The sequence below is a fragment of the Streptosporangium sp. NBC_01639 genome, from assembly GCF_045209755.1.
Classification (GTDB): domain Bacteria; phylum Actinomycetota; class Actinomycetes; order Streptosporangiales; family Streptosporangiaceae; genus Streptosporangium.
In genome coordinates this window covers 992,068-1,013,497 of sequence record NZ_CP109272.1, presented here as the reverse complement: position 1 = coordinate 1,013,497, position 21,430 = coordinate 992,068, and the positions used below count along the sequence as shown (strand labels likewise).

The 21,430-nt window shown below is 66.9% G+C and carries 19 protein-coding genes; 7 read left to right on the top strand and 12 right to left on the bottom strand.

All coding sequences use genetic code 11. The annotated features are described in order from the left end of the window. Nucleotides 1-208 precede the first annotated feature (208 nt). From OHA77_RS04495 to OHA77_RS04480, 4 genes are all read left to right on the top strand, one after another. A complete protein-coding gene (locus OHA77_RS04495; RefSeq protein ID WP_406316321.1) occupies nt 209-8,488 on the top strand; it encodes a DNRLRE domain-containing protein in 8,280 nt (2,759 codons plus the stop codon). Between the two features lie 91 nt (nt 8,489-8,579). Next, entirely contained in the window at nt 8,580-9,002 is a 423-nt protein-coding gene (locus tag OHA77_RS04490) for a hypothetical protein (protein ID WP_406316319.1), read from the top strand. 296 nt (nt 9,003-9,298) lie between these two features. Next, nucleotides 9,299-9,781: a hypothetical protein gene (locus OHA77_RS04485; protein ID WP_406316318.1), complete on the top strand. Its 483-nt coding sequence runs from the start codon at nt 9,299-9,301 to the stop codon at nt 9,779-9,781. 170 nt (nt 9,782-9,951) lie between these two features. After that, entirely contained in the window at nt 9,952-10,368 is a 417-nt protein-coding gene (locus OHA77_RS04480; RefSeq protein ID WP_406316317.1) for a hypothetical protein, read from the top strand. A 512-nt stretch (nt 10,369-10,880) separates the two neighbouring features. On the opposite strand, the gene OHA77_RS04475 is transcribed toward OHA77_RS04480, so the two are convergent. Continuing rightward, nucleotides 10,881-11,522, bottom strand: coding sequence for a transposase (locus OHA77_RS04475; RefSeq protein ID WP_406316316.1), 642 nt, complete (start codon nt 11,520-11,522; stop codon nt 10,881-10,883). Next, complete coding sequence (locus tag OHA77_RS04470) at nt 11,411-11,893, bottom strand: winged helix-turn-helix domain-containing protein (protein WP_406316315.1); 483 nt, start codon at nt 11,891-11,893, stop codon at nt 11,411-11,413. Before OHA77_RS04470 ends, OHA77_RS04475 begins: the two co-directional genes overlap by 112 nt. 29 nt (nt 11,894-11,922) lie before the next feature. Between OHA77_RS04470 and OHA77_RS04465 the strand changes: the two genes are divergently transcribed. Together OHA77_RS04465 and OHA77_RS04460 are read left to right on the top strand one after the other, a co-directional pair. After that, nucleotides 11,923-12,159 (top strand): Scr1 family TA system antitoxin-like transcriptional regulator, encoded by a 237-nt coding sequence (locus OHA77_RS04465; RefSeq protein WP_406316314.1) that lies wholly within the window; start codon nt 11,923-11,925, stop codon nt 12,157-12,159. Nucleotides 12,160-12,179: 20 nt separating this feature from the next. Next, complete coding sequence (locus OHA77_RS04460; RefSeq protein ID WP_406316312.1) at nt 12,180-12,407, top strand: DUF397 domain-containing protein; 228 nt, start codon at nt 12,180-12,182, stop codon at nt 12,405-12,407. A gap of 474 nt (nt 12,408-12,881) precedes the next feature. Here OHA77_RS04460 and OHA77_RS04455 read toward each other — a convergent pair whose 3' ends face one another. The 5 genes from OHA77_RS04455 to OHA77_RS04435 all read right to left on the bottom strand — a co-directional run bounded on the left by OHA77_RS04455 (nt 12,882) and on the right by OHA77_RS04435 (nt 14,829). Beyond that, entirely contained in the window at nt 12,882-13,022 is a 141-nt protein-coding gene (locus OHA77_RS04455) for a hypothetical protein (protein WP_406316311.1), read from the bottom strand. Continuing rightward, nucleotides 13,019-13,168 (bottom strand): hypothetical protein, encoded by a 150-nt coding sequence (locus OHA77_RS04450; RefSeq protein ID WP_406316309.1) that lies wholly within the window; start codon nt 13,166-13,168, stop codon nt 13,019-13,021. Before OHA77_RS04450 ends, OHA77_RS04455 begins: the two co-directional genes overlap by 4 nt. A 104-nt stretch (nt 13,169-13,272) precedes the next feature. Then, a complete protein-coding gene (locus OHA77_RS04445) occupies nt 13,273-14,115 on the bottom strand; it encodes a DUF5753 domain-containing protein (RefSeq protein ID WP_406316308.1) in 843 nt (280 codons plus the stop codon). Next, complete coding sequence (locus OHA77_RS04440) at nt 14,090-14,632, bottom strand: DUF6879 family protein (RefSeq protein WP_406316306.1); 543 nt, start codon at nt 14,630-14,632, stop codon at nt 14,090-14,092. The genes OHA77_RS04445 and OHA77_RS04440 overlap by 26 nt, the downstream gene beginning before the upstream one ends. Further along, on the bottom strand, nt 14,629-14,829 hold the full coding sequence (locus OHA77_RS04435) for a hypothetical protein (RefSeq protein ID WP_406316304.1): 201 nt from the start codon (nt 14,827-14,829) through the stop codon (nt 14,629-14,631). The genes OHA77_RS04440 and OHA77_RS04435 overlap by 4 nt, the downstream gene beginning before the upstream one ends. Nucleotides 14,830-15,301: 472 nt before the next feature. On the opposite strand from OHA77_RS04435, the gene OHA77_RS04430 reads away from it, so the two are divergent. After that, nucleotides 15,302-16,636: a S1C family serine protease gene (locus OHA77_RS04430; protein WP_406316302.1), complete on the top strand. Its 1,335-nt coding sequence runs from the start codon at nt 15,302-15,304 to the stop codon at nt 16,634-16,636. An 80-nt stretch (nt 16,637-16,716) separates the two neighbouring features. On the opposite strand, the gene OHA77_RS04425 is transcribed toward OHA77_RS04430, so the two are convergent. The 5 genes from OHA77_RS04425 to cydC all read right to left on the bottom strand — a co-directional run bounded on the left by OHA77_RS04425 (nt 16,717) and on the right by cydC (nt 21,430). After that, entirely contained in the window at nt 16,717-17,454 is a 738-nt protein-coding gene (locus OHA77_RS04425) for an ABC transporter permease (protein WP_406316301.1), read from the bottom strand. 173 nt (nt 17,455-17,627) lie between these two features. Next, entirely contained in the window at nt 17,628-18,557 is a 930-nt protein-coding gene (locus tag OHA77_RS04420) for an ABC transporter ATP-binding protein (RefSeq protein ID WP_406316299.1), read from the bottom strand. Nucleotides 18,558-18,586: 29 nt separating this feature from the next. Beyond that, the gene (locus OHA77_RS04415) at nt 18,587-18,907 is read right to left on the bottom strand and encodes a transcriptional regulator (protein WP_406316297.1); all 321 of its coding nucleotides are present in this window, start codon (nt 18,905-18,907) and stop codon (nt 18,587-18,589) included. Beyond that, nucleotides 18,904-19,530, bottom strand: coding sequence for a hypothetical protein (locus OHA77_RS04410; protein ID WP_406316295.1), 627 nt, complete (start codon nt 19,528-19,530; stop codon nt 18,904-18,906). Before OHA77_RS04410 ends, OHA77_RS04415 begins: the two co-directional genes overlap by 4 nt. A gap of 229 nt (nt 19,531-19,759) precedes the next feature. Then, nucleotides 19,760-21,430, bottom strand: coding sequence for a thiol reductant ABC exporter subunit CydC (gene cydC, locus OHA77_RS04405; RefSeq protein ID WP_406316293.1), 1,671 nt, complete (start codon nt 21,428-21,430; stop codon nt 19,760-19,762).

Below are 21,430 nucleotides of genomic sequence, written 5' to 3'. Positions count from 1 at the left end.
TACTTCGTTTGACTGCTTTTCTTACGATCAGGGCGCTTTATCTCCTCTTTACCCCTCTAGTTGTGTGAGTGGAGCCTGCGTGCGCCCGTTATCCCCCGATCCTTCCGCCCAGCCTGGGATGTCCGGGCTGGATTCCTATCGCAGCCGTAAACGTTTGCGGCGACGGCGTCTGGCCGCCACCGCGATCAGCGTCACCCTGCTAGCGTCGATGGCCCCAGCCAGTCCGGCGCTGGCGCAGGCCTCCGCGGCGGCGGCCGGGCCGGGCCTGTTGTCGCAGCTGGCCTCCGGGATCGGCGGGCTGTTCGCCGAGACCCCGCGCGGGCAGATGCGCGCCGGCACCGGTGCGGCCGCGCTGTCCGGCCGTACCGGCACCGCTGCGCCCGGTAAGCCGAAACCGCCGGGTAAACGCGTCAAGGAACTGACCGGTAAACGATCGGCCAACGGCACGGTTTTCCAACTCGAGGACGGCCGCCGGCAGGTGGAGTTGTCGAGTGTGCCGCGCCATTACAAGGACGCGGCCGGCACATGGAAGGACATCGACACCCGGATCGGCTCGGTCGCAGAGGACGGCTTCACCCACGGCAACGATGCCAGCGGGTTCTCCTCCCGGTTCGGTGAGGCCACGGGCAAGCTCGCCAGGGTCCAGCTGGGCAAGCGGCAGCTGACACTCGGCGTGGCCGGGGACTCCAGGAAGATCGTCCCGAAGGTCGACGGGTCCACGCTCACCTATCCGGGGGTGTGGGACGGCGCCGATGTGGTCTACAAGGTCACGGCGGAGGGGGTGAAGGAGTACCTGGTGTTGTCCAAGCCGCCGGCGGCCGATGCCTCGTTCGCCTTCACCGTCAAGACCGGCGGCGTGAGCGCCAAGCAGAACACCGACGGGTCGATCGTCTTCGCCGCGGACGGATCCGAGGCGCCGACGTTCACGATCCCCAAACCGTTCATGATCGACGCGACGGATGATCCGGCCTCGCCGTATGGCAAGCGTTATTCCGAGGCGGTCACTCAGACGCTGAGCGGGCAGGGCGCCGAGGCGACGATCACGTTGAAGCCGGACGCCGCCTGGCTGGCCGCCCCCGAGCGCAAATGGCCGGTGGTGATCGACCCCACGATCACGATCCAGTCGAACGGGTTCGATGGCAGCGACACCTACGTCAACTCCGCGGCCAAGACCACCAACTACGACGGCTCGTGGAAGCTCCCGGTCGGGAAGATCTCCTCCACTGGGATCAACCGGGCGCTGCTGTACTTCAACATGCCCTCGGAGATCTCGCTCGGTACCCAGGTCGATGAGGCCCATCTGGAGACCTATTTCGACCAGGCGCTGGGTGAGGCCGGGCCGGTGACGGTGGCCGCGCACGAGATCACCAGCGAGTGGTCCAACTGGGATGTCACCTGGAACACCCAGCCCACCATCGCCGCCGCCCCGGCCGCGACCGTGGTGCGTAACGCGGGGGAGTTGTCGCGCTGGCATTCCTTCGACGTCACCGCCATGGTCAACGGCTGGTACTCCTCGGTTGAGGCGCCGATGAACGGCATCATGCTCAAGGCCGTCGACGAGACCTCCACCGGCAAGATCGCCGGCCCGGTGTATGAGGCCGGTGAGGACCTCTACGGTGGCGACGGCATGACCGGGGAGACGGCCACCTTCCCCAAGCTGGTCGTCACCTATGGCGACCCGGGTGTGGTGCTGAATCCGGTAACCACCGCGACTTCGGTGGGGGCGTCGCTGTCGTGGGCGCCGTACGCCGATCCCACCCCGGATGACACGTCCGATGACCTGGCCGAGTACCGGCTGTATCGGTATTGCCCGACCGGATGCCAGCTCGGCGGCGGTTACAGCAGCGGCGGCGATGAGCTGGTGGCGGCGATTTCACCGGATGTCACCTCCTATGTCGACACCAGCAGCGGCGGCGACCCAGACGCGGTCGCCGACCCGTCCTACACCCACGAGGCCACCTACCGGCTTGAGGCGGTGCTGAAGAACGGCCAGGTCGTCCCGTCGCCGGAGCAGAAGGTGATCCTGCCCCGGCCGGGTCAGATCGCCAAGATCCTCTACGCCGACGCCGATGCCACCTTGGCCTCCGGCGAGCCCGCCACGGCCCACGACCAGGTGAGCGGGCAAAGATGGCTGCAGGCCGCCAACACCGCCACCACCCTGGGTAACACCCGTGCGGTGGTGAAATTCGCCGACTACGCGAGCGAGATCCCCGCTGATGCGCAGGTCACCGAGGCGACGTTGTCGCTGTGGGAGGCCAACAGCACCGGCACCGGCGCGGCGTTCACCGCCCACAAACTCACCCGTGCCTTCGACGAGGCCGCGACCTGGGCCAAGGCCGATGCCGCCACCTCCTGGAGTGCGGCGGGCGGCGACTTCGACGCGGCCGCGCTCGCCACCGTGTCAGCGGTGAGTGTGCAGCCGGGCTGGCGCAAGTGGGCCGTCACCGGCGCTGCCCAGGCCTGGAGCGCGACCCCGGCCGCCAACCACGGCCTGCTCGTCAAGGTCGCCGCCGAGGCGGGATCGGCCAAACAGTCGGTGCAGTTCCTGGCCTCGGAGGCCGATGAGCCGGTGCTGCGGCCCCGGCTACGGGTCACTTACCTGGAGAAGACCTCCGGCTCCTCGGCGTTCTACGTGCCGGGCACCCCGGAGCGGATGGACGTCGGCGCCACCACCAAGCTCCCGGTGGTCGTCACCAACACCACCACCCAGACGTGGCCGGCGGCCTCCACCAAGGTGGGCTACTTCTGGAAGCTGCCTGACGGCACCGACATCTCCACCGCCGACAACCAGCTGAAGACCGCGCTGCCGGCCACCCTGGCCCCGGGTCAGAGCGCCGTGGTCTACGCCGACGTCAAGGCGCCCACCCTGTCGGCCGAGGGCAACAAGGCCGAAGCCGTGTCCCTGGTGTGGGACGTACAGGACACCCTCACCAACAACTGGAAATCGGCCACCCACCAGTTGCCGCAACTGCCGCAGCAGATCCGCGTCGACTCCCCGACCTCCGACCTGCTGGGGGCGGAGAAGTTCTACGCCTACACCGGTAAGAACACCGGCGCCGGTTCCACCGCGCTGGTGAACCCGTATGCGGGCAACGTGGTGTGGAACTACAACGCCTTCTCCAACCCCTCCCGCGGTATCTCCACCTTCGCCCGGATGACCTACAACAGCCTCGACACCAGCGCCTCGTCGATGGGCTACGGGTGGTCGTTGCAGACCTCGACGTTGCAGCGGCTGGGCTCGCAGGTCTACTTCCACCCGCCCGGCCAGGACTGGCCCTCCCAGGTGCGCCTCACCGACGGGGATGGCACCACGCACGTGTGGACGCTGGACACCCACGGCCAGGACGTGCGTGATTGCGACTACACCACCTGCGACTACACCCACCCGCGGGGCATCCACCTGTATCTGCAGAAGGTCGACCCCTCCGCCTTCGAGGATCGCGAGCTGGCGGCGCAGCGCACCTGGGTGTTCACCAAGCCTGATCGCACCCAGTTCTTCTACGACGACGAAGGGTTCCAGTCGGCGATCGTCGACAAGAACGGCAACACCATGTCGTTCACCTACGAGCGGCGCAAGTCCAACAACAAGCCGACCAAGTTTCTGCAGTACATCACCGACGCAGCCGGGCGGCGCACCCTGACCCTGAACTACTACACGAAGGGCCAGGACTACACCTACATCAACGACGCCGGGACCGAGGTCGCCGACACCAAGCTGACCAACCCGCACATCATCGACACCGTGGAGTCGATCACCGACATCGCCGGGCGGAAGGTCACCTTCACCTACACCGACAAGGGCCTGATGGCCAAGATGGTCGACGGCGCCGGCGACCCTGACGCCAAGACGTTCCGCTTCACCTACGACGCCACCCAGGGCAACAAGAACGTCAAGCTGGTGGCGGTGAAGGACCCGCGGGGCAACACCACCGCGCTGAAGTACTACGAGGCGCCGGTCGACCCCAAGGACAAGTGGAAGATCGAAACGCTCACCGACCGGTTGAGCGGGGTGACGAGGTTCGACTACGCCGACCCCGACGGCCCCCAAGGCGGCGTCATCCACGCCACCGTCACCGACCCGCTGCAGCACGCCACGAAATACGTGCTGGACGCCTACGGCCGGCCGGAGTCGATCGTCAACGCCAAGAACGAGACCACGGCGCTGACCTGGGACCCCGACCACAACGTCACGAAGCTGACCGAGGCCAACGGGGCGTTCGCCACCTGGACCTTCGATCAGAAGACCGGCTACCCGCTGGAGTTGAAGGACGCCGAGGCCAACCACAACAACACCGCCCCCACGGTGCTGGGCTATCAGAGCTTCCTGAACGGCTACGTCGCCGACCTGACCGCCAAGACGTCCCCCGAGGGCCGCAAGTGGGCCTTCGGCTACGACGCCAAGGGCAACCTCAAGACGGTCACCGACCCGCTCGGCGTCGCCTCCCCGACGGCCGGGGACTACACCACCTCCTACGACTACGACGGCTTCGGCCAGCTGACCAAGACCGTCGACGCCAACAACAACCCCCCGACCCTCTACAGCGCCTACCACCCCTCCGGCTACCCGGAGAAGATCACCGACGCGTACAACAACACCACGGCGACGGCCTATGACGTGCGCGGCAACGTGATCTCGGTGACCGATGCGCTGGGCAAGAAGACCACCCAGACCTACGACATCTTCACCCGGCCGCTGGAGAGTAAGACTCCCAAGGACCAGGACGCTGGGAAGTTCATCGTCACTCCGGCCCCGGAGTATGACCGCAACGACAACATCACCAAGGCGACCGCGGCCAACGGGGCGATCTCAACGGCGGTCTATGACAAGGCCGACCAGTTGCTGGAGTCGTTGCTGCCGAAGGATGCCGCGGACGGGCCGGAGCGTAAGGCGTCCTTCACCTATGACCTGGCCGGCAACCTGAAGACGCAGACCGAGCCGAAGGGCAACCTCACCGCCGAGGCGGGCGACTTCACCACCACGTATGCCTATGACCCGATCTACCAGCTGACCGACGTGCTCAACGCCGCCCAGCACAAGATCACCTACGCTTACGACAACGTCGGCAACACGATCAAGGTGATCGACCCGCGCAAGAACGCCACTGCGGATGCGACCGACTACACCACCATCTCCACCTACGACCTCAACCACCGCCTCACCAAGGTCAAGGACGCCGCCGGGCACGAGACCAGTAGCGACGTCGACCTGGACGGCCTGGTCAAGTCCACCACCGACGCCGAGGGCAACACCACTCTCATCACGTCGGACAAGCGCGGCGCGGTGACCGAGACCAAGGTCCCGCACTCGGCCGCCGACGGGACGATCAAGTACACGATCACCCAGTTCGTCTATGACCAGGTCGGCAACCGCACCAAGGTCATCACTCCGCGCGGGGTGGAGACCACCGACGATGGGGCCGACTTCATCGCGGAAACAAAATACGACAAGCTCAACCGCCCGGCCGAGGAGATCTTCCCGTTCGACAAAGACGATCCGAAGTACAACACCCCCGACTCGGTGACGTACGCCTACGACCAGGTGTCCCGGCTGAAGGAGGTCTCCGCGCCACCCTCGCACGGGCAGGCCGTCCGCAACATCACCACGATGACCTACTGGGACAACGGCTGGTCCAAGACCACCACCGACCCGTGGGACATCAAGACCACCTACGACTACAACACCCTCGGAGCACAGACCAACCGCACCGTCACCAGCGCGGGCGGCTCCTCCCAGCGGGCGCTGGACTGGTCCTACTTCCCCGACGGCAAACTCAAGACCCACTCCGACGACGGCGCCCCGCTCGGCCTGGACGTGGTCCTCGATGACAACTCCGACACCGGTCAGGTCACCGCGACCGGCTCCTGGACCACCGTCGGCACCACCAGCGTGGGAACCGGTCTGGCGGCCACGGTCGAGCCAGGGACCGGGTTCACCGGGTATGACTACGCCATCGCCCCGGCCGGCACCGGCACCGGCTCCTTCACCTGGAACCTCACCACCCCCTCGCAGGGCACCTACAAGGTCCAGGTGAAATACCCCACCGGCGCGACCGCGACGAACGCCAAGTACACGATCAAGCACGACGGCGGCCAGGTGACCGCCACCATCGACCAGACCACTCGCGCGGGTGAGTGGGTCAGCCTGGGCGAGTTCGCCTTCACCGAGGGCAACACCCACTCCGTCACGCTGACGGACGAGGCCAACGGCACCGTTGCCGCTGATGCGGTCAAGCTGGTGCGCGACACCACCGGCACCACCGACACCGAAAAGAAGGACTTCGCCTACACCTACGATCCCAACGCCAACCTGACCCTCCTTGAGGACCGCTCACCCACCGCGAAGATCGACACCTGGGACATCGCCTATACCGGCCTCAACCAGGTCGATCGGATCCTCGAAAAGGTCGGCGGCGCGGGCGGCACAGTCAAGAACACCACCACCTACGCCTACAACGAAAACAGCGCCGTCACCGAACGCACCCACGACAAGACGCTGGCCACCTACCGCTACGACGTCCGCGACCTGGTCGACCAGATCGTCAACAAGAAGTCGGCCACCGACACCGGCCCGAAGACCACCACCTACACCTACACGCCCAGGGCCGAACGCCTCACCGAGACCAAGGCCAACGGCAACACCGTCACCTACGACTACTTCCTCGACAGCCTGCTGCGCCACAGCATCGAGAAGAAGCCCAACGCCACGGTGGTCTCCGAGCACACCATCGGCTACCAGGGCAACGGCCACCGCGCCCGCGATCTGGCGAAAATCCAGAACGCCGACAACCCCGGCGCCTACCTGGAAAACGACTACACCTACACCTACGACCCCCGCGACCGGATCGCCAAGTCCGTCAAGACCCCGGCCGGCGGCGGCACCGCGACCATCGACACCTATTGGCACGACGCCAACAGCAACGTCTACGACCAAACGGTCCAGGGCAAGCAGACCACCTTCACCTTCGACCGCAACCGGCTGATGACCTCCACCACCGCCGGGGCCACCTCCACCTTCAACTACGACCCCTACGGCCGGCTGCGCACCATCACCGGCGGCGGCAAAACCCAGGAGAAGTACACCTACGACGGCTTCGACCACGTCGTCAAACACGAAAAACTCGGCGACGCCGGAAGCACCGTCACCACCTACAGCTACGACCCGCTGGATCGCACCACCACCAAGACCGAGAAGACCGGCACCGCGAGCGCGAAGACCACCGCCTACTCCTACCTCGGCCTGTCGGCCGAAGTCCTGGACGAGGAAGTCGCCGGGAAACTCACCCGCTCCTTCCAATACAGCGCCTGGGGCGAGCGACTGTCGCAGGTGAAGATCAAGGCCGACGGCGGCGAGGAGTCCTCCTACTACGGCTACAACGCCCACACCGACGTCGAAACCCTCACCTCCGAGACCGGTGACACCCGCGCGACCTACGGCTACACCGCCTACGGGTCCAACGACGACAAGCTCTTCACCGGCGTCGACAAACCCGACCCCGTCGACCCCACCGCCAAGGAGGAGTACAACCCCTACCGCTTCAACGCCAAACGGTGGGACAACTCCACCGGCATGTACGACATGGGGTTCCGCGATTACAACCCCGGCCTCAACCGCTTCCTCACCCTCGATGCCTACAACGGCGCCCTCGCCGACCTCTCCCTGGGCACCGACCCTTGGACGTCCAACCGCTACGCCTTCACCGGCGGCAACCCCATCACCGGCATCGAACTCGACGGGCACGACTTCTGGGACGACTTGAGCAGAGCCACTGCCTTCGGCGCGGATCCGGCGAGCGCCGGGTCCATTCTCGCGCACGGAGCGGAGGCGGCAGCCGGGTGGGCCGCCATGATGGGGGGCGTGGCCAGCGCCTTCGGCGGTGGCGCCGCGTGCCTGACCGGCGTGGGCTGTGTGGTCGGAGCGCCTGCCATAGCGGTGGGGGCCGGTGCCGTCACCGCTGGCGCCACCGCCGCGGGACTCGGCGCGTCCGGACTCCTCAACGACATCCGCCACATCGTGCAAGCGGCAGCTGGAGGAGGCACAGAAAGCTCTTCAAGCGAGACCACCGGCAAAAGTAGCAGCGCAGGAAACGAAGAGGTGGCCAAATCCAAGGGGCAGCTCGCGCAAGAGGGCGGACAGGATTACGAGCGGTTCCTCTGGGAGAAATTCGGCCATGAAGGCGACTTCAAAGTAGGCAAGCGTCAATTCGATGGAAAGCACTTCGAGGGGGATGTCGAGACCTGGTACGAAGCCAAATCGGGAGGGTTCTGGAACAGGGTGCTAAACAGCTCCAAGGAGATGGACACCTTCAAGGGCAAGATGGGCGAGGCGGTGAAAATCGCCAGAGAGAACAACGCCAAATTCGAGATCGTCTCCGAGAAGCTCATTCCTGAGACGGTCAAGAACTGGCTGACGAAAAAGGGAATCCCGTTCCGAGAGGTCGCACGTCCCACTTCAGCTCCGGGGGGGCGAATGAAGTACAGCGCCGACTGACACCCTGATAACCTTTAAATGACCTCTTGGTGAGCGATCCACAACAGGATCGCTCACCAGGGGCATTTCTCCATCAATCTGGCGAGGAAATATGAGCCGCGACGTCATGATCAGCTTGCAGTTCGAACATGAAATAGACTTCGAGGAAATCCTCGATCGGCTCGCCCGGGCGGGCTGGGAATTCCTCCGCGAAGAAGACTCCATCTGGTACATGGTCGACTTCGATTGGAAGGAGCTGCCGCTGAACGGTCTGGCCGAGGCGAAGCGCGATATGCGCGCTTCTTACGAGGTTGGAGAAACAATAGGCATAACTACCAAGCTGCCCGACGGAGAAACATTTGCGAACGTGATGTTCCATGAGGACAGGGCATCGGTATCGCTCCTTCCCCTGCCGGATTACCACACCATCGCACATATGCCCGAGTTCGTCGATCTGGGCTGGTATATCGAGAGCTTCCTGGCGCCATGCCGGGATTTTCCCATTGGGCGAACGGAAGCGAGCGACCAGCGGTGAGGATATCGGGCCGTCGGCGGCGGGACACCGCCGCCGACGGCCCGACCGATTACCCCGGCGGAAAACTTCGGCAAGGCCGCGCGCCCCTACATGAATGCCAACAATGGGTAGCTCATACGGGAAATCATGGCGGGATCTACTCCCAGGCTAGATTCCCGCGGCGCTGCCGGGGTTGTCGAGTGGAGGACGCCTGAAACGATGAACGGAAGCAACGGAATCTGGGAACTCAACATCAACGCAAACTCGAACAGGATTATCCACTTCCTCTTCAAGGGCACAAAAGGTTTGTCAGCGAAGTGAAATTTTCCATCCAAGACGGGTCTCCCCTTGAGGGTGTACTCGTCTACGACGAGTCCGAGTACGGATTCTCCTTTAGCGCGCAGAGCGCGGAGTCGCTGAGTGAGAGGCTCGGCTCGGAGGGGGTTACGAGCGTGCTGATCGGCACGCTACAACTCGAGGTCACCATTGAATCTCGGGAAGTCCTGTTCGCCTGGGGTTATTTCCCGAATGTCCGGGTTGAGGTGGCTGAGTTGGGTGCTCCCGACTGCTTCCCTGGGCGAGTGTTCATCTCATTGGATCACTCCTTCCAACCTGGAGTTTCACTTGAGGTTCCTGGAAAGGGGTCGCGGGTTTCTTATGACCCTTCATCCGGTTGGGTCGCCATTCGCCTGAAGGATGCCGTCGACGCTAAGCTCGTCCAGATCGCCAGTGGAATTGTCTTGGGTATCGACACCGGTGATCTGGTTTCGGTCTGGCTTGATCCTGTTTTTGCAGGGTGATAGGCGATGAAGCGGGCAGGTAAGCGGTAGAGCCGATAGCGCTAGCAAAACGAAGTCCCGCTAGGTACTACATTCACAGATCTTGAGATGTCGGATCTCCGCGTCGGCGGTAGTGGCTGAGTCGGGTGCGGGCCTGTCGGTAGTTGCCTGACCAACAAGGAGGCGTCGCCATGCGACCTACCATCGTGCTCCTGAGTGATGTGGATACTCACAGGAAGCTCGTGGACCGACTGCGCCATGTCGGCTCCTGCAGCGAGGGGGAGTTCTTCGATCGCTTGGAACGAGGGGCATGTTCTTTCGGCGTTGATCTATCCGGGGACGTCATCGCCGAGTTCGAGGAGGAGGAAATCACCGAAATCTCCCGAGAACTAGAAGAATTCGGTGCAATCCTCATCGAGTACCCTGACATGTCCTGCGTTCGCCAGCTCCTGTCGAGAGTGATTCAGGGGCTTGATGGGCTCCTTGATACAAATCACGGAGAGCTCCTGAGGTACGACCATGTCCTGGAACGGTTCCGTCTGGACCCTTTCTGGGACTGGAGGAATCACGATCCCGACAAGGCTTGGGGAACGGGGAACGAAACCTGACCTCGATGTTCATGTGCCCAGCGGGGTAGGAGATCATCCTCGTGGGAGCCGTCGGCGCCTCACCCAGAGCGGCAAGCAGTTGACAGGACACTCACACGGCGCATGACGTGTCCGGGTCGAGCGGGAATTCTCGCTCGACCCGGCGCCATGTTTCCGGCACCCGCAAGCCGATTGAGGAAGTCAAGATCGGCGATGAGGTGCTGGCCACCGACCCGGAAACCGGCACAACCGAAGCCAGGCCGTCATCGCCCTGATCGCCGGCGAGGCCGACAAGAGCCTCGTCCAGATCACCGTCGACACCGACGGCAAGAAGGGTGGCAAGTCAGGCCTGGTCATCGCCACCAAGATCCACCTCTTCTGGGTACCCGCGCTACGCAAGTGGGTCGACGCCAAGGACCTCAAGCCCGGCATGTGGCTGCGCACCGCCGCCGGCACCCACGTCCAGGTCACCGCGATCAAGGAGTGGACCGGCAAGAGTTGTACACCCGCTTACTGATCTTTAATGCGTGAAGTTACGGTGGTTTGAGGAGCAGGCCGGTCTCGGCCAGGCAGCCGTCGATCAGATGCGGACGGTACTGGATCTTCTTCAGGCCGTGTTTGATGACGCGGATCAGGTGGTCGAGGCTGCATACCGCGAGGTTGACCAGCACACCCCGATTCAGCAACGACCAGATGCCTTCGGCCGGATTGAGATCGGGGGCATACGACGGCAGCCGGACAATGGTGAGCCAGTCGCTGTCGGCCTGGATGAACCGCTGCATCTCGGCGCAGGTATGCCGGTTCAGATTGTCCCAGATCACCACGATCGGAGCATCGAGTTGCCGGTGGGCGGTGATGAGCAGGTCGCGATAATCCATCCAGGTGAAGCTCGCCACCTCACCGGCGCGCCGCTGGTAGCGGTGCAGCCGGTAGATCAGACGGGACCGGTGCCCGGGCCGGTAACAGACCATCCCCGCGATCGAGACCCGGCCGCCCGGACTGCCTGAGACCGCGACCACCGGCGTGATGCCGCGCCGCCCCCGGGTACGCGCTTTGGGTGGCCTTAGCGTACGGCCGCATTCGTCTTCGAAGCAGACCCAGCCACCCAGGTCCGCCGCCGTATCGCGACCGCTTCTTCGTCGCGCTCGATCGCCCGGCGTACCGGCACCTGGCACGACCAGCCATGACGCCGCAGCAGCTTCCACACCCCCGCCAAGGAGTAAGAGAGGTGAAACATCCGCCCGATCACCGTCTTGATCCGCGCGAGTGTCCAGCGCTGATCAAGCCATCCGTGCGCGGCCGGTCCCCGGTGCAGCGCGACCTCCAGTCGGGCGAACTGCGCCTCGCTCAGCCACGGCACCGAGGCCGGCCCCTTGGAAGCCAGCGCTTTGCCGCCGCCCGTGGCCCAGGCCCGGTGCCATCGGTTCGCCGACATCCGCGTAACCCGCAACTCCTTGGCCACCTGCGCATCGGTGTATCCCCGCGCGAACAGCTCCGCCGCGCGCAGCCGTACCTGTTCTCGCTCGGTCCATTGTGCGGCGGTCAACCCGCCACCCTGCGCATATCGAGATTCGTGTGCTGCCGTTCAGCGCCGGGGCGCACGCCAGTCCGACCGGCGCGTTCCGTATCTTCACGATGGAGAAGCCGTTCCCCGAGATCGGCTACGCGGAGACGCCGAAGGGCGCTATCTATGTTGAATCACCCGATACCCAGCGCTTCGCCCGGACGTACGATGAATTGCGAGAGCTGGCACTCACGCCCGAGGAGTCGGCTGAGCTGATCTCCGCGATGGCAGAGGAGCTGTTGCGGTGAACCGGATGGAAGGGCATGGCATGCCTACCCCCGAGGACGTGGCCAATGTTGCCTGGCACATCAGCACGAGAAGCGACAACGGCGGCGGAAGCTGCGTGGAAGCCGGCCCCCTGGCCGATGGCAGCGGGCGGATCGCCGTACGGCACAGCCATCACCCCGACGACCAGGTGATCCTCTACACCCGCGCCGAGTGGGAGGCGTTCATCGGCGGCGTCAAGGACGGGGAATTCGACTTCTCCTCCTCCTGACGTGTGAGGAGAGGTCCTGCCCTCTCTGTCAGACTTTGGCCTGGGCGTTTGCCCCGGCCTGCGGAGGGCCTACCGTACGGCTACCGCGCCCGTCGGCGGCCCCAGCCTGCTTGCTCGTACGGCGTGGCGGTAAGGGGGAGGTGCCGCGGTAAACCTCTGGGCATGAAGATGGCCCCGCTGCTCGCCCTTCAACAAGTAGCGGGGCCGTCTTCCCCGGCCGGGGCTGCCCCGTCGGAGGGGCCGGCCGGGAGTCTCTACGGCCAGTGGACGCCGTTGAGCGCCTTCCGGCAGAGGCCGTTGCCGCCGGCCACCGGGGTCCAGTTCGTTCCCCACCCGGTTTCGACGGGGACACAGGACGTCGTGCAGGACGCGCACGGCTTGGCCTGCTGTAGCTGCTCGGAAGTCGTGGGGACAGTCCGCCGTAGGCGACGGCTCGGCAGGCAGATGCCTTTCACCGCCATGTCGAATGCCTGCTCAGGCGTCATCGGTCGTCTCCGGCCATTCCTCGTCGGTCACGTGGGGCACGTTGAGGGCGTCGGAGACGGCGTCCATGTCGGTCCGGGTGAGCCCCCGTTGGCGGGCGATGACGATGGCCACCTCACGTCGCGGGATCATCCTGACTCGCGGTGGTTGGCCTGGAGTTGGTCTGCCATGGTGACGATGTGGTCGAGCGCCGCCTCTATGTCCAGCACCGGGGGGCCGTCGGTCCAGTAGCAGGGCGGGGAAGCCTGTGGGGGTGCAGTGTGCTCAACGGCATCCATGAAAGGACGGTAGGCCAGGCCTACACGCACCTTGAAGGACTGTGCGCCAAGATGCGCACACGCTTCACCGATGCTCTATATCAAGCACTTTCGAGCACCTTCCGCTACTCGCCGGGTTCCAGCCCATCGAAGGCACGGTCGATCAGCATGCGAGCGTCCCGCCCGTAAACCGCCGCGTCGGCGAGCCGAGCGAACACAGACAGATAGGCACCGACCTCGCTGGCCTGGGTGATGGTGAGGGACGCGGTGATGGTCTCGGTGACAGCGTGCCGATCGTCGAAGATGTGGAAGCCGTGGATCGGCGCAACCGGGTAGACGGTCTCGAAAGGGATGACACCGAGGCGGATCGTACGCATCGTGGACGCGACGGCGAGCTTCTCCAACTGGCCGGCCAGGACCTCGACAGGGCACAACCGCAGCTTCAGCACCGGCTCAGTGATGACAAAGTGGAAGCGTCGACCGGTCGCGTAGAGGAGCTGCTGGCGGGCCATACGAGCTGTGACAGCCTCATCCAGGTCATCGAGGGCGGCATTGGAGGCAAGCCCCTCGGCGAGCCGGTAGCGGGCATACTCAGGCGTCTGGAGCAGGCCGGGAACGAAACACGTCTCAAAGTTGCGGACGAATGTGGCCTCGGCCTCGAACTCCCCGAACGTACGCTGGCGGCCGGCCATACCGGCGCGGAACATGCGCCGATACTCGACGTACTGGCCTTCCAGCGACCGGAGAGCGGCGATCAGCTCATGGGCCTGCTCGGGCACGCCGCACGACGCCGCCCACGCCTCCAAATCGGCGTCGGACGGCGTCTGCTTCCCACCCTCGATCTTGGGAATCTTCGTGCGGTGCCACCCGTGAGCTGCGGCGAGGTCCGCGCCGGTCAGGCGGGCATCTCGTCGCAGCTCGCGCAGGCGCAGGCCGAGGGCTTCACGGGCCTTCTGGTAGGTCGACACGTTCCTTGTACTCGATCCACGGAGCGGCGTAGTGGCGGGCCACATCCCGGTAGTAGCAGTGCTTCACGACCACGGCCGGATCAGTGACAAGGTCAGCGCCGAGAAGCACATCATCGTCACCGAACCTCAAGATGAGCAGCGTAGTGGAGTCAATCAGCCAGAAGTCATGGTCGGGTAGGTCGAGCCCGACTGCCTGGTCACGGGGCAGGTAACGGATGTCCTCGCCAGCAGCGGTGTTGTGCGCCGCGAGGGCGAGCCCGAACCGCGTGTAATCGCTGTGCGGTTCGGACACCACCCTGACCCGCTCCATCCGCTGTCCGTCCTTGGTGCGTTGGCTGATCGTTGCCGCCCATGTGGCCAGCAACGAACCGTCCATCTCCCCGCTGTCGAGGAATGCGCGAACCGTGGCAGCTTCGGACGGCTCGTTGTAGCGATCACGGACTTCCAGCCGGAACGCAACATGCTGGAAGGACAGGACGAGCTGGGTGAACTCCGGGCGGACGACGAAGCGAGTCACTCGGCCTTCTTGGCGAAGCCGAGGAGGTTCGCCGGGATCTCCACGTAGAACTCGTCGTCCTGGAGACCGACCAGGCCGGCGATCGCTTCCCGATCGGTGACGTACTTGCCCTGAACCACGTAGGTTCCGCGGTCGGTGGCATACAGCGCGGGGCAGCCGTCGGATCCACTGGAGGTGCCGAGCAGGGTGAGCTTCATGGTTGCGCCTTCCGGTTAGGTTGGTGCGTTCAGCTCTGATGCTCGACTGTGCGGCGTTATGCGTCAAGGTGCGGTAGTCGCTAGCGCGAAAAAGAGCCCCTTTCCACCTCTGAACACGACGTGTGCCGCCCCACGCGGTACCGCCCCTACCGCGGTGGCCCAGGCCGCGCCCGGCCGGGGAGGTGGCCACCTGGAGCGGGACACCGTGTTCACGGTGCGCCCAGGCGAGGATTTCGGCGCACCGGTCAAGTCGGGCGTCGGTGAGTCCGACACGGGAGGGGCCGTTTTTTCTCCGACTGGTCAAGATCGACCTCTGTCTTGACCAGCTTCGATAAAGCGGCTGTCAGAGGATCCGGGCAACTGAGATCATCCCCTTAACCTGCTCTTACGTGCGTTCAGGCATTGTTTGAGTCGCCGGGAGGACCGGTCGCCGCCCGGCTCTCACGGGCGGACGCAGGACTTGGGGGAAGACATGGACCCGAACAAGAATGAGCAGGACATCACTCCGGCCGACGAGACCCCCAGGAACGACGGCTGGACCCAGTTCGGCAGGACGCCGCCGCGCGCCGGCGAGTACGCCATGGGCAGGGGCGCTGGTGACACCGGACCGCAGCCGACGCTGATCCATCCGGTGCCGGATCCGTTCACCGCCTCGGTGCCCTCGGTGCCCGTCCAGCGGGCTCGGCTCAGCGCCGGGCAGAAGCTGGGTGCCGGGCTGGCGCTGGCCGCGATGGCGGTCGGCGGTGGAGTGGTGGGCGCCCTCGCCGCGACCTCGTTCGGCGGCTCGGGCACCACGCTCGCCTCCGCCGCCGGCCCGGTCGTCAGCGCGGTCGGCAATGTGACCACCGTCGCCGACGTGGCCAAGGCCGTCCAGCCCGCGGTGGTGTCCATCCAGATCAAGACCAGCAGTGGCGGCGGTGAGGGCTCCGGTGTGGTGCTGTCGACCGACGGCCTGATCCTGACCAACAACCACGTGGTGGAGGCCGGTGGGCTGGGGCAGGGCGCCCAGGTGACCGTCAAGTTCAGCGACGGCAAGTCCGTCGGAGCCAAGGTCGTCGGCACCGACCCCGTCACCGACCTCGCGGTCATCAGGGCGGACGACGTCTCCGGCCTCACCGCGGCCTCCATCGGTGACAGCGACCGGCTGAAGGTGGGCGACTCCGTGCTCGCCATCGGCAGCCCGCTCGGTCTGTCCGGCTCGGTCACCGCCGGAATCGTCAGCGCGCTGCACCGTACGGTGACCGTCGGCGGAGAACAGCAGCAGCAACAGCAGCTCCCGCCGGGCTGGGGCGGCGGCCAGCAGCCGCAGAGCGGCAGTGCGCCCACGGCCATCGGCGGCGCCATCCAGACCGACGCGGCGATCAACCCCGGCAACTCCGGGGGCGCGCTGGTCAACGCGTCCGGCCAGCTGATCGGCATCAACACCGCCATCGCCACCAACGGCGGCGAGGGCAACATCGGCGTCGGCTTCGCCATCCCGATCAACACCGCCAAGCAGGTCGCCCAGCAGCTCATCGACAAGGGCAAGGTCACCCACGCGTTCCTGGGCGTGTCCCTCGCCTCCGCTGCCGAGGGCGCGAGCGGGGCTCTGGTCAGCGAGGTGACCGCCGACAGCCCCGCCGCCCAGGCCGGGATCAAGCAGGGCGACCTCATCACCAAGATCAACGAAACCGTGGTCGACGACGGCACCACCGTGGTCGGCGCCGTCCGCGGGTTCAAGCCGGGGCAGAAGGTGACCGTGACCTACGTCCGCGACGGCCGGACCCAGACCGCCACGGTGACCCTCGCCGAGAAGACCGGCGAGTAGTCCCCGCAGCCGATCGCGCCGCCGGAGCCCCTCGTGCCCGGCGGCGCGACCCGTTCCCGACCGGCCGTGCCGCCGCACGGTCAGGAGAAGCGCCGGCCCTCGTCGCGCCGGTAGGCCCACACCGCCAGGACACCGGCCACCAGGGTCCAGACGCCGAACATGGTCAGTGACAGCGTTCCGGGGGTGCCGTAGCCGACCGCGGCCCAGACCAGCTCGACGGCGCCCCGGCTGGGCAGGAAGGGCGCGACCACCTGGATGAACGCCGGCGTGTACAGCGGGCTCATGAACAGCCCTCCGCCCACCGCCATCGGGAACAGGGTCAGCTGCACCACCGCCATCGCGGCCTTGGACGGCAGCGCGTAGCCGATGAACAGGCCCAGGAGCTGGAACGGGACCGACGCGAGCACCAGGGCACCGAGGCCGAGCAGCAGCCGTCCGGGTGTGACGGTGGCCTCGGTGAGCAGCGCGGACACGATCAGCACCGGCACGATCCCGACCATCGTCATGGCCAGCGCGGTGAGGATCCGGGCACCGAACCTCGGCCAGGGACCGGCCGGGAGGGTGCGGGTGTAGGGGTCCCAGGGCTGGATGCGGTCCTCGGCGACGCCCAGGCCATGGGTGAACAGGGCGCTGGACATCACCGCGAAGATCAGCATCGACGCGGTGGCCAGGGTGGCCCCGAGGGGATCGTCCCCGGCGAACGGCACCACGAAGAAGAGCATCGAGGCGGCAGGGAAGAAACTGTTTCCGATCACCGCGATCGGCACGCGGACGGTCTCTATGAACTGGTACCGGGTATGGGTGAGAAGAAGCGACATGGGTGGTCCTCTCGTGGGACGGGACGCGCCGGGAGCGGGGCCGTACGGTGGACGGGCTCTGAGAGCCTCCGGTGTGCGCAGCCGGATCGTAAGCCTCCGGCGTGTGCCGTCGGGGGAGCCGGGTCGTGGGCCTTCGGCGTGCTGTTGCCGGAGGTGGGGGCCGGGGAGGTGCCTCAGGCGGCCTGGGGCTCGCGGGCGGTGAGCGTGAGGAACGCCTCCTCCAGGGAGGTGGCGCGGATCTCCAGGTCGGAGAAGGGGACATCGGCGCGGACCAGGGAACGGACCAGGGCGTCGGCGTCGGCGGTGAGCAGGTGGGTCCGGGCGCCCTCCCGCTCCGTGCTCAGGACGCCGGGCAGGTCGGGAAGGACGTCGGCGGTCAGGGTGACGCGGCGGACACCCGCGATGTCCCGCACGTCCGCCGTGGTGCCGTCGGCGAGCACGCGACCCCGTCCGATGACCACCACCCGCTCGGCCAGCGCCTCGACCTCCTCCAGGTAGTGGCTGGTGAGGACCACGGTGCCGCCGTCGGCGTGGAAGTGCCGGATGCCGTCCCACAGCGACCTGCGGGCCTCGACGTCCAACCCGGTGGTCGGTTCGTCCAGGAAGACCAGCCGGGGATCGCCGACGAACGCCAGCGCCACCGCCAGCCGTCGCTTCTGGCCGCCCGACAGGCTTCCGACCTGGCGGCGCTCCATCCCGGAGAGGGCGAACCGCTCCAGCAGCGCCCCCCGCTCGACGCTCCGCGGGTAGTGGGCGGCGACGAAGTCCACGACCTCGCCGACCCGCAGTGTCGCCGGAAGGCCGGTCTCCTGCGGGGTGACGCCGATGCCGCGCCGCCGTACGGGGTCGGCGGGGGAGCCGCCGAACAGCTCGATCCGGCCCGAGTCGGGGCTGCGCAGCCCCACGAACAGGTTGATCAGGGTGGACTTGCCCGCGCCGTTGGGACCGAGCAGGCCGACCAGTTCGCCCGCGTGGATGTCGAGGGAGAGTTCGTCCAGCGCGAGCACGTCCCCGTAGCGCCGGGTGACCCCGGAGGCACGCGCCAGGACCTCCACCGCCGGGTCCGGCACGAGGGCCGTCGTTTCGGTAATCGGTTCTGCCATGGACGGAACCTTCCTTTCTCGATCACGTGTCAACTGTCGCCGGAAGGCGGTGTCATGGTCGTGTTCAGCAGCCGGTGGATCGCCGCCGTGTAGTCCTCGAAGGCGAGGCGCCCCCGCCGGGTGAGGGCGACGTAGGTGACGGGGGTGCGGCCCCGGTGGGTCTTGACGATCTCCACGTATCCGGCCTCCTCGAGTTTGGTGAGGTGCACCGACAGGTTTCCCGCCGTCATCCCGAGGAGGTCCTTCAACCCCGGGAAGGTGATCCGGTCGTCCTCTTTCAGCGTGTTGAGCGTGACGACCACCCGTAGCCGGGCCTGCGCGTGGATCACCGGGTCGAGTTCGGGGGTCATCGGCGGGCTCTTCTGCGGAGCATCAGCCCGGCGACGACGGAGCCGCCCCCGGCGCCCACGGCCATCAGCAGGGAGTGCCAGCCCGGCCCCGCGGCCGTGCCGACCCCGTTGAGCACGGCCAGTCCCGCGCCGAAGACGAACATCGGGCGGACGAGCCAGATGGCCCCGCCCGCCATGTAGAGAACGGCGACCACCATCATCGACAGGCTCGCCCAGAGCAGGCTGACCTCCGCGGGGGCGAGCAGCGGGGTGAACCGCAGCGCGATCACCCACATGGTGAAGAAGCCGAAGAACCACGCGAAGCCGTACATCGCGCCGCGCGCCTGGGACGCGCCCCGCACCGGGCTGCGGAGCTGCCACATGGTGAGCGAGCTGACCAGCATCGCCAACGACATCGACCCGAACAGCAGCGCCATCGCGACGCCGTCGGGGATGGGCACGTACGGCGTGCCGGACAGGCCCTGGCGGAGGAAGAACGCACCGAACCCGACCAGCCAGGCCAATCCCCAGGCCAGGTAGTGCGGCACCGGGTCGGGCGTGAGCCGGTGAACCGCCGCCGAGCCCTGTTGCTCGATCAGCCGGAGCGTCTCCTCGGGGCTCATCGCCTGATCGTCGTCGTCCACGGCCATCTCCTTGAGCGCGCAAAGTGGTTTACAGTGCAAACCTTGTGGTTTGCACCATAAACCACATTGCTCCGCCAACTCAAGGGTTGTTCAACGCCGGGCAGTCAGCCGACTCAACGAGATGCTCCCGCCGGCCGGTCCGCCGGCCCACGAGGATGGCCGGCGCCCGGCGGTCGGTCGACTAAAAGGGATGTGCTCAGCGCCCGGCGGTCGGTTCAAGGGGATGTGCTCAGCGCCCGGCGGTCAGCGCCTCCGACCGCCACAGGTCGCGGTAGTAGCCGGCCGTGCCCACCAGCTCCTCGTGGGTGCCACGCTGGATCACCGAGCCGTTCTCCAGCACGACGATCTCGTCCACCTGCTCCAGCCCGTGCAGGCGGTGGGTGACCAGCAGCGTCGTATGACCGTGGGTGGCGTCCAGCAGGTCGGCCATGAGCGCGTCGGCGGTCTCCTCGTCCAGTGCCTCGGCGGGCTCGTCCAGCAGCAGCACCGGCGGGTCGTTCAGCAGCGCCCGCGCCAGGGCCAGACGCTGCAACTGCCCTCCGGACACCGTCCGCCCGTCCTCGCCGAGCACGGTGTCCCACCCGGTCCGTTCCACCCACCGCTCCAGGCGTGCCCGCCGTACGGCCTCCGCCAGCGCGTGCCGGTCCGCGTCCGGCCCGGCCAGCCGCAGGTTGTCGCGGACCGAGGTCTGGAACACATAGGGATCCTGTGTCAGTCCCGTCATCACCCGCCGGACGTCGTCGGCGGCCAACTCCCCGACGTCCACCCCGCTCAGCCGGATCGTGCCGGACTCGGGTTCCACCAGGCGCATCAGGGCCGACAGCAGTGTGCTCTTGCCGGCACCGCTCGGGCCGACCAGGGCGACGCGCCTGCCGGGGGTGAGGGTGAGGCTGACACCGTTGAGGGCGGGGGAGCGGTCGGCGCTGTGCCGGACCACCAGGTCGTCGATCTCGACGGTCGGCGGTCCGGCCGGGACGGCGGCGGGGACCGCGGGGTCGGTCACGGCGGGCGGGGTGGCACGGACCTCCCGGAGACGGCGGAGGGCGGCGAGCACCCCGGTCAGCCGCTCCCCGGCCGCCGCCATCGGCAGCACCGGCTCGAAGGACACCAGAGACACCAGCGCGAGCACCGCCGTGGGGACCGCGCCCGCCCCGGCGTTCCGCGCTGTCAGGACGACCGCCAGCACGGTGAGTCCCTGGGCGAGCACGCCCAGGGCCATGGCCGCCGCGTTGGCCCTGGCCTGCCGGCGCTCCAGCGCGGCCAGCCGCGTGTCGGCCTCGGCGCAGGCCGCCAGCGCCCGGTCACCGGCGCCGTAGGCGGCCAGATCGGCGGCGCCGTGCACCAGGTCGGCGACTCTGGCGGCCAGCTCGGCCCGCGCGGGGGCGATCCGCGCCGACCAGCGCCGGGCGGCGGTGGCGGTGCCCGCCGGGATCAGCACCCCGGCCACCAGCAGGCCGGCCAGCAGCACCAGCGCCGCAGCCGGGAGCAGGAACAGCGCGAGCACGACCGCGGCCACCGTGGTGACCAGCGCGGCCACCGCCGGGAGCAGGCAGCGGACCAGCAGGTCCTGTGCCGCGTCGGTGTCGTCGACCATCCGGCTGAGCAGGTCGGCGCCCCGCTGCTTCAGCGGCCCGGCCGGGATGAGTGCCGCGTACAGCCGCTCCCGGGTCGTCGCCTGAGCCCGCAGCGCGACGTCGTGCCCGGCCAGGCGCTCGCCGTAGCGGAAGACGCCCTTGCTCGTCGCGAACGCCCGTACCCCGACGATCGCCACGCTCAGCGCCGCCAGCGGGGGCTGCTCGGCGGCCCGGGTGATCAGCCACGCCGCCGATCCGATCAGTCCGAGCCCGGCCAGCTCGGCCGCCGCTCCCGCCGAGGCGGCGAGAGCCAGCCGTCCACCCAT

What these genes read in the sequence shown, in the direction of transcription:
- OHA77_RS04450 (WP_406316309.1), bottom strand. Translation starts at nt 13,168, where the DNA reads ATGGATGCCGTTGAGCACACTGCACCCCCACAGGCTTCCCCGCCCTGC.
- OHA77_RS04435 (WP_406316304.1), bottom strand. Translation starts at nt 14,829, where the DNA reads ATGAAGCTCACCCTGCTCGGCACCTCCAGTGGATCCGACGGCTGCCCC.
- OHA77_RS04460 (WP_406316312.1), top strand. Translation starts at nt 12,180, where the DNA reads ATGCCTACCCCCGAGGACGTGGCCAATGTTGCCTGGCACATCAGCACG.
- cydC (WP_406316293.1), bottom strand. Translation starts at nt 21,430, where the DNA reads ATGGGTGGACGGCTGGCTCTCGCCGCCTCGGCGGGAGCGGCGGCCGAG.
- OHA77_RS04495 (WP_406316321.1), top strand. Translation starts at nt 209, where the DNA reads ATGGCCCCAGCCAGTCCGGCGCTGGCGCAGGCCTCCGCGGCGGCGGCC.
- OHA77_RS04425 (WP_406316301.1), bottom strand. Translation starts at nt 17,454, where the DNA reads ATGTCGCTTCTTCTCACCCATACCCGGTACCAGTTCATAGAGACCGTC.
- OHA77_RS04430 (WP_406316302.1), top strand. Translation starts at nt 15,302, where the DNA reads ATGGACCCGAACAAGAATGAGCAGGACATCACTCCGGCCGACGAGACC.
- OHA77_RS04480 (WP_406316317.1), top strand. Translation starts at nt 9,952, where the DNA reads ATGCGACCTACCATCGTGCTCCTGAGTGATGTGGATACTCACAGGAAG.
- OHA77_RS04420 (WP_406316299.1), bottom strand. Translation starts at nt 18,557, where the DNA reads ATGGCAGAACCGATTACCGAAACGACGGCCCTCGTGCCGGACCCGGCG.
- OHA77_RS04490 (WP_406316319.1), top strand. Translation starts at nt 8,580, where the DNA reads ATGAGCCGCGACGTCATGATCAGCTTGCAGTTCGAACATGAAATAGAC.
- OHA77_RS04415 (WP_406316297.1), bottom strand. Translation starts at nt 18,907, where the DNA reads ATGACCCCCGAACTCGACCCGGTGATCCACGCGCAGGCCCGGCTACGG.
- OHA77_RS04455 (WP_406316311.1), bottom strand. Translation starts at nt 13,022, where the DNA reads ATGATCCCGCGACGTGAGGTGGCCATCGTCATCGCCCGCCAACGGGGG.